Consider the following 1,935-nt stretch of genomic DNA (forward strand, 5'->3'; position numbering starts at 1 on the left):
GTGCTCCCGATTTCATTCTGGAGCCCGCACGCCATGATGCGTCCCGACGCCAAAGTCGAAAAAGTCTATCTCTACCCCAAGCCCGTCGACTTCCGAAAATCCATTGATGGCTTGGCGGCGCTGGTCGAGTTGGACATCAAGGTGGCGGTGTTCGACCCCGTGCTCTTCGTATTTCTCAACAAATCCCGCAACCGTGTGAAGATCTTGTACTGGGAGCGCAACGGCTTCTGTCTTTGGCTCAAGCGCCTGGAATCCGAGCGATTCAAAACATCACCTGACGCCACCGACGAAGCGATTGTCCTCACCGTTCAGGAACTGAACTGGTTACTCGACGGTTTTGACCTCTGGCGCAATCGCCCGCATCAGGTTTTGACGCCGCGATTCGTCGCCTGATTCGGTATAATCCGGGGCATGATTTCCATGCCCGAAGACCTTCCCGATGACCCCGTACTGCTCAAGCAGATGCTTGCGCAGTTATTGATGGAGCGCACGGTCGATAAGGGCCAGATCGTCGATCTCAAAGAGCAGGTCAAGCTACTGCGCGACCGTCTGTTCAGTCGCAAGTCCGAGCAGACCGTTGAAACCAACACGCCGCAACTCGCGTTGTTCAACGAGCCGGAAAGCCTGTCGATACCTCCGGTCGATGACGACGAAGAAGTGATCGCGCCAACACTGCGTCGTGGCAAGCGCAAACCGCTGTCCGCTGACCTGCCGCGCATTGAAGTCATCCACGAACTGCCCGAACACGAGCAGGCCTGTGCCTGTGGTTGCCGCAAACACGTGATCGGTGAGGAAACCAGCGAGCAGCTGGATATCGTGCCGATGCAGATCCGGGTGCTCAAACACATCCGTAAAATTTACGGCTGCCGTGGTTGTGAAGCCGCTCCGGTCACCGCTGACAAACCCGCACAGTTGATCGAGAAGAGCATGGCCAGCCCGAGCGTGCTGGCCATGCTGTTGGCCACCAAGTATGTCGATGGTTTGCCGCTGCACCGTTTTGAAACGGTGCTGAGCCGACACGGTATCGAGATTCCGCGTCAGACTTTGGCACGCTGGGTGATTCAGTGCGGTGAGCACCTGCAACCACTGCTGAATCTGATGCGCGACCGGTTGCTGGAAAGCCCGGTCATCCATTGCGATGAAACCCGCGTCCAAGTTCTTAAAGAACCGGATCGAGACCCGACCAGCCAATCCTGGATGTGGGTGCAAGCCAGTGGGCCACCGGATCGGAAAGTCGTGCTGTTCGACTACACCTCCAGCCGTGCGCAGGAGGTGCCGTTGCGCTTGCTGGAAAGTTATCGCGGCTATGTGATGACGGACGATTACGCCGGCTACAACGCCCTGGCGTTGCAGCCGGGTGTCGAACGATTGGCGTGCATGGCGCATGCGCGTCGCAAGTTTGTTGAAGCTCAGAAAGTGCAGCCCAAGGGCAAAGCCGGACGCGCGGATATGGCGCTGTCATTGATCAATAAGCTATATGGCATCGAGCGTGAACTGAAGGACGCCAGTGATGAGCAGCGATTGACTGGCCGGCAGGAGAAGAGCCTGCCGATCATGGGGCAGTTGAAAAGTTGGCTGGACAAAACGCAGCCACATGTGACGTCGCAAAGTGTGCTCGGCAAGGCGGTGAATTACCTAGCGAGCAATTGGAGTCGGCTGGAGCGTTATGTGGAGGCTGGGTATTTGCCGATCGACAATAACCCGGCAGAGCGCGCAATAAAGCCATTTGTGATTGGCCGCAAAGCCTGGCTGTTCAGCGACACGCCCAAGGGTGCCGCCGCCAGTGCTCAGCTCTACAGTTTAGTCGAGACCGCCAAGATCAACGGCCAAGAGCCCTATACGTGGCTGCGCCACGTACTGGAGCGGCTGCCCCATGCGCAGTCGGTGGCAGATTATGAAGCGCTGTTGCCGTGGAACTGTTCACCGGAAATGCCA

General features: G+C 57.5%; 2 protein-coding genes. Both read left to right on the top strand.

Annotated elements, in window-relative coordinates; all coding sequences use genetic code 11:
• On the top strand, nt 1-393 hold a 393-nt coding region (gene tnpB, locus BGP85_RS00285; protein WP_258036111.1), incomplete at its 5' end, for an IS66 family insertion sequence element accessory protein TnpB.
• Nucleotides 394-411: 18 nt separating this feature from the next.
• Nucleotides 412-1,935, top strand: a 1,524-nt coding sequence (gene tnpC, locus BGP85_RS00290) for an IS66 family transposase (RefSeq protein ID WP_103445264.1), incomplete at its 3' end; no start/stop codon positions are given.

The sequence above is a fragment of the Pseudomonas putida genome, assembly GCF_002906855.1.
Classification (GTDB): domain Bacteria; phylum Pseudomonadota; class Gammaproteobacteria; order Pseudomonadales; family Pseudomonadaceae; genus Aquipseudomonas; species Aquipseudomonas putida_N.